The sequence below is a fragment of the Mesorhizobium sp. B2-4-12 genome, from assembly GCF_006441575.1.
Classification (GTDB): Bacteria; Pseudomonadota; Alphaproteobacteria; order Rhizobiales; family Rhizobiaceae; genus Mesorhizobium.
Genome location: NZ_VFVC01000024.1, coordinates 62,501 through 67,500, shown reverse-complemented (window position 1 = coordinate 67,500; position 5,000 = coordinate 62,501). Strand labels below are relative to the sequence as shown.

Here is a 5,000-nt window from a genome sequence, read left to right as displayed (position 1 = left end):
GATCAGAGCCGTTCCTCAAGCAATTCCGGAGTGATGTTGCGGCCGGAATAGAAGATGCCCAGGATCAGCACCCGCCCACCCTCGACGGCGAAAGCGATACTGACGGCGCGCCGGTAGCCGATGATCCGCAGCCCAGGCATGGTTTCGAGCCGTTCGGTGCCTCGCTGTGGAAAAGTCGATAGGCCCAGGCAGTGATAGCGGATACCCACAACGAAATTCCAGGCGATCGCGGGCGACGCACGCTCGGCTATCGTCATGGAGCTGTTCCAGCTCGGCTTCCGCGCTGGGGTGGAAAACAATCCAATACTCCATCCCCTACTTGGCTTTCGCCTGCTTCGCACGATGACGCGCCTCAGCCGGGAGAAAACCGTCTCGGCAGGAATACCCTTCGCCGGATCCTGCTGGAGCTCGGTCAGCCGCGCCGGGATCTCCTCGCGCAGCCACTTTTCCCGCTCCGCCTCGAAATCCTCGAGCATGCGCAGGCCGGCGCGAACAACCTCACTGGCATTGTTGTAGCGGCCTGATTCGAGTTGCTTCCTGATGAAGCGTTCGTAATGGTCGTTCAGAGCGTAATTGGGCATGGCAACCTTATGGAGAGAAGGTGGGTCGCAGGAAGATAGCAATAGATGTCAACAATTGCCAGAATTGGCCGGTCTTGCCGCGCTCTGCCTTTGATTCGATCGCCTCGCGGGGACAGGCCACGTCGCAGTGCGTCGACATCCACGTCGCCGTCGACCCGAACATGACGGCCACCGCCGAATTCGATCTTGATGATGCCACTCTTCCGACGCCGGCGCCCTAGTTTCGGCGGCGTTTCCATCACCGGCGGCGCTGCCGCAGCCGGCACATCGCGACCGGCACTAACTGCGAAGTGCCCGCTTCCGACCGAGCGCACAGGTCTTTGCGCCACCGAAAGAGCTGGCTCACATGAATACCAGCGGAGCACGCGACTTCCGACGCCGCCACGCCGGCCTCCAACGACGTCGCAACCAGCCGCCTCTTCTCGTCGCGCGACCAGCGCCGCCGCCTCTCGACAGATGTGATGATCACCTCCGTCCGCGACATTGTCATAGGGCTACTCCTAGGATTGTCCCTAGGATTTCCGATGTTCGCCCTCAGCCGACAAGGCGGCTCTCACCGGATGGATACCTTTCCCCTCATTGGTGACCATCATCGGCTCCCAGATCAAACCGGCCGCCGGCTTGGTGCCATGCCATGCGGGCTGTTTGATTTGGCTTTGGGGGTTCGATTGCCAGCGTTGATCCGGTTGCGGGGGCCACATCGGCATAGCAAAGCAAAACGGCCCGCCTGGGGGTGCCTGGCGGGCCGTTTTTGATTTGGTTGCGGGGACAGGATTTGAACCTGTGACCTTCAGGTTATGAGCCTGACGAGCTACCGGGCTGCTCCACCCCGCGTCAACGCTGAGCAAGCGTTTGCTTGCGTAGTCTGCGATCGCCTGGGCGATTGCGTTTGCCTGGCGATTGCGCTTTGCAACTGCCTTTTTTGGTTTTTGCCAATGGAAAGGGCCGCGTTAGCGGCCCGAGGTTTCCCGTTGGCGGGCCATGTTCAGAGAAGATTTCCACACATTGATCCAAAAATCATTTTTGATTTTTGGAAAGCACGATGTGCGGATCAAACGTGCGTTTAGCAGACCTGGCAGCGACCTACTCTCCCGCGTCTTGAGACGAAGTACCATCAGCGCTGGAGCGTTTCACGGCCGAGTTCGGAATGGGATCGGGTGCAGCCGCTCCGCCATAACCACCAGGTCGGCAAAACGCACGTTATTCGAGAAGCTGGGTTAGGGGATTAGGCAGCAGGGAATAGTGAGTAGGAGATACCTGCTCGCCATCCGGCTGTGCCGTTGCCTGTCTTTCCGTGCCAAGGCGATGCTTTTGCAGGTTGCTTCGGGCAAAGCCCGCAAGCGCGACTGCGCGTCGCCGGTTTTCCGGCGCCCTCGCGGAGCATAGGCCCCAGAGGGGCCGCTCATGCGTGAGCGCTGGTGAGACCATCTGACTATGTCAGATGGGCATAAGGAATGAGAACGATCAAGCCGATCGAACTATTAGTACCGGTAAGCTTCAAGCGTTGCCGCTCTTCCACACCCGGCCTATCAACGTGGTCGTCTTCCACGGTTCTCAGGGAATACTCGTTTTAAGGTGGGTTTCCCGCTTAGATGCCTTCAGCGGTTATCCCGTCCGGATATAGCTACCCTGCTATGCGGCTGGCGCCACAACAGGTCCACCAGAGATCCGTCCATCCCGGTCCTCTCGTACTAGGGACAGATCCTTTCAATATTCCTACACCCACGGCAGATAGGGACCGAACTGTCTCACGACGTTCTGAACCCAACTCACGTACCGCTTTAAATGGCGAACAGCCATACCCTTGGGACCTGCTCCAGCCCCAGGATGCGATGAGTCGACATCGAGGTGCCAAACAACCCCGTCGATATGGACTCTTGGGGGTCATCAGCCTGTTATCCCCGGCGTACCTTTTATCCGTTGAGCGATGGCCCTTCCACGCGGGACCACCGGATCACTATGACCGACTTTCGTCTCTGCTCGACTTGTCAGTCTCGCAGTCAGGCAGGCTTATGCCATTGCACTCAGCGAACGATTTCCGACCGTTCTGAGCCCACCATCGCGCGCCTCCGTTACTCTTTAGGAGGCGACCGCCCCAGTCAAACTACCCACCATACATTGTCCCGGACCCGGATAACGGGCCGCGGTTAGACATCCATAGTGATAAGGGTGGTATTTCAAGGGTGGCTCCACCTGAGCTGGCGCCCAGGTTTCAAAGCCTACCACCTATCCTACACATGCCACTACGAATGCCAATGTAAAGCTATAGTAAAGGTGCACGGGGTCTTTCCGTCTAACCGCAGGAACCCCGCATCTTCACGGGGAATTCAATTTCACTGAGTCTATGCTGGAGACAGCGGGGAAGTCGTTACGCCATTCGTGCAGGTCGGAACTTACCCGACAAGGAATTTCGCTACCTTAGGACCGTTATAGTTACGGCCGCCGTTTACTGGGGCTTCGATTCAGAGCTTGCACCCCTCCTCTTAACCTTCCAGCACCGGGCAGGCGTCAGACCCTATACGTCGCCTTGCGGCTTCGCAGAGCCCTGTGTTTTTGATAAACAGTCGCTACCCCCTGGTCTGTGCCACCCTCCTCTGCTTGCGCAGAAAAGGGTCACGCTTCTTCCGAAGTTACGCGTGCAATTTGCCGAGTTCCTTCAGCATAGTTCTCTCAAGCGCCTTGGTATACTCTACCAGACCACCAGTGTCGGTTTCGGGTACGGTCTATAAGGAGGAGCTATTTCCTGGAACCACTCCGCTGCCCGTTCAATCCGATAAGATTGGACAACTTGTGTGATCCGTCACTACCTCCAGGCCCACGAATATTAACGTGGTTCCCATCGACTACGCGTTTCCGCCTCGTCTTAGGGGCCGGCTAACCCTGCTCAGATTAACTTTAAGCAGGAACCCTTGGTCTTTCGGCGGGGGAGTCTCTCACTCCCCTTACGTTACTCATGTCAGCATTCGCACTTCTGATACCTCCACCACCCCTCACGGGTATGGCTTCATCAGCTTACAGAACGCTCCGCTACCGCTCGTGATTGCTCACGAACCCTAAGCTTCGGTGTATGGCTTTAGCCCCGTTACATTTTCGGCGCAAAGACCCTTATTTAGACCAGTGAGCTGTTACGCTTTCTTTAAATGATGGCTGCTTCTAAGCCAACATCCTGGTTGTTTTGGGATCCTCACATCCTTTCCCACTTAGCCATAACTTGGGGACCTTAGCTGTAGGTCAGGGTTGTTTCCCTTTTCACGACGGACGTTAGCACCCGCCGTGTGTCTGCCGACTAGTACTCCCAGGTATTCGGAGTTTGGTTAGGTTTGGTAATCCGGTGAGGACCCCTAGCCCATCCAGTGCTCTACCCCCTGGGGTATTCGGTCGACGCTCTACCTAAATAGATTTCGCGGAGAACCAGCTATTTCCGAGTTTGATTGGCCTTTCACCCCTAGCCACAAGTCATCCCGAACTATTGCAACAGTTATGGGTTCGGTCCTCCAGTAAGTGTTACCTTACCTTCAACCTGCTCATGGCTAGATCACTCGGTTTCGGGTCTAATGCGACGAACTGAACGCCCTGTTCAGACTCGCTTTCGCTGCGCCTACACCTACCGGTTTAAGCTTGCTCGTCACACTAAGTCGCTGACCCATTATACAAAAGGTACGTGGTCACCCTTGCGGGCTCCCACTGTTTGTAGGCAATCGGTTTCAGGTACTCTTTCACTCCCCTTGTCGGGGTGCTTTTCACCTTTCCCTCACGGTACTAGTTCGCTATCGGTCATGCACGAGTACTTAGGCTTGGAGGGTGGTCCCCCCAATTTCAGACAGGATTTCACGTGTCCCGCCTTACTCGAGGACGATTGATTGCATTACGCGTACGGGGCTGTCACCCACTATGGCCCTACTTTCCAGAAGGTTCCGCTTGTCTCTCAATCGCCACTGGCCTGGTCCGGGTTCGCTCGCCACTACTTCCGGAGTCTCGGTTGATGTCCTTTCCTACGGGTACTTAGATGTTTCAGTTCCCCGCGTTCGCCACTTTATCCCTATGTATTCAGGATAAGTTACCTATTATCGATACTTGGAAACCACAGCAGCAAGTCGGCCTTGCGACCTTCTGGCTGCTCTGATTTTCCAAGCACCTTAGGTGGGTTTCCCCATTCGGAAATCTACGGATCAAAGGGTATTCGCACCTCCCCGTAGCTTATCGCAGCGTATCACGTCCTTCATCGCCTGTGCATGCCAAGGCATCCACCAATTGCCCTTAAGACACTTGATCGTTCTCATTGCCAATGCCCACCCGCGCGATTTCGAAGAAATCGTCGCTTCAGCCAAACCCTTGCGGGATTAGCCCAAGCGCGATCTCGAAGAGATCGTCGCATAAGCGCAATCCTGTGCGGGATTGTCGCTCGATGTCATTGGCACA

Annotated in this window: 1 tRNA gene, 2 rRNA genes and 2 pseudogenes; all 5 read right to left on the bottom strand. The window is 56.2% G+C overall.

Annotation, left to right across the window (positions count from 1 at the left end):
* Positions 1–2: 2 nt before the first annotated feature.
* The 5 genes and pseudogenes from FJ934_RS16030 to FJ934_RS16005 all read right to left on the bottom strand — a co-directional run bounded on the left by FJ934_RS16030 (position 3) and on the right by FJ934_RS16005 (position 4,853).
* Positions 3–312: pseudogene (locus FJ934_RS16030) on the bottom strand (type II toxin-antitoxin system RelE/ParE family toxin).
* 3 nt (positions 313–315) lie between these two features.
* Positions 316–581 (bottom strand): annotated as a pseudogene (locus FJ934_RS16025) (type II toxin-antitoxin system ParD family antitoxin).
* Between the two features lie 757 nt (positions 582–1,338).
* A tRNA-Met gene (locus tag FJ934_RS16015) sits at positions 1,339–1,415 on the bottom strand.
* 236 nt (positions 1,416–1,651) lie between these two features.
* Positions 1,652–1,766 (bottom strand): 5S ribosomal RNA (rrf, locus tag FJ934_RS16010).
* A 275-nt stretch (positions 1,767–2,041) separates the two neighbouring features.
* A 23S ribosomal RNA gene (locus FJ934_RS16005) occupies positions 2,042–4,853 on the bottom strand.
* Positions 4,854–5,000: the final 147 nt, after the last annotated feature.